Raw genomic sequence first — 532 nt, 5'->3', positions numbered from 1 at the left:
CACGCCCAGCCGGAGGCGGACCTGTCGCGCCTCGGGGACTTCGTCGACGACGACGCGCCGATCGTGCGGTACGTCAACCTGCTCGTGACGCAGGCGATCACCGACCGCGCGTCCGACATCCACATCGAGCCCACCGAGCACGACCTGCGGGTGCGGTACCGCATCGACGGCGTGCTGCACGAGACGCAGCGCTCGCCCAAGAACATCCAGGGCGGCGTCATCAGCCGCGGGAAGATCATGAGCGACATCGACATCGCGGAGAAGCGCGAGCCGCAGGACGGCCGAATGTCGGTGAACCACAACGGACGCAAGATCGACCTGCGCGTGGCGACGCTGCCGACCGTGTGGGGCGAGAAGATCGTCATGCGCATCCTCGACAACTCCACCGCGAGCCTCGACCTGCGGGACCTGTCGTTCCTGGACCACAACTACGAGACGTACCGCGAGTCGTACACCAAGCCCTACGGGATGATCCTCGTGACGGGGCCGACGGGCTCGGGCAAGTCGACCACGCTGTACGCGACGCTCAACG

Annotated in this window: 1 protein-coding gene; it reads left to right on the top strand. The window is 66.9% G+C overall.

What is annotated here, in order from left to right; translation table 11 throughout:
- The coding region (locus tag G3I71_RS46390) for a GspE/PulE family protein (protein ID WP_164324957.1) at positions 1-532 on the top strand (532 nt) is incomplete at both ends.

Origin of the sequence: Streptomyces sp. SID12501 (assembly GCF_010550245.1) — a bacterium.
Classification (GTDB): Bacteria; Actinomycetota; Actinomycetes; order Streptomycetales; family Streptomycetaceae; genus Streptomyces.
Note: the sequence above shows the minus strand (reverse complement) of the source record. Positions and strands in the feature narration are given on the sequence as shown.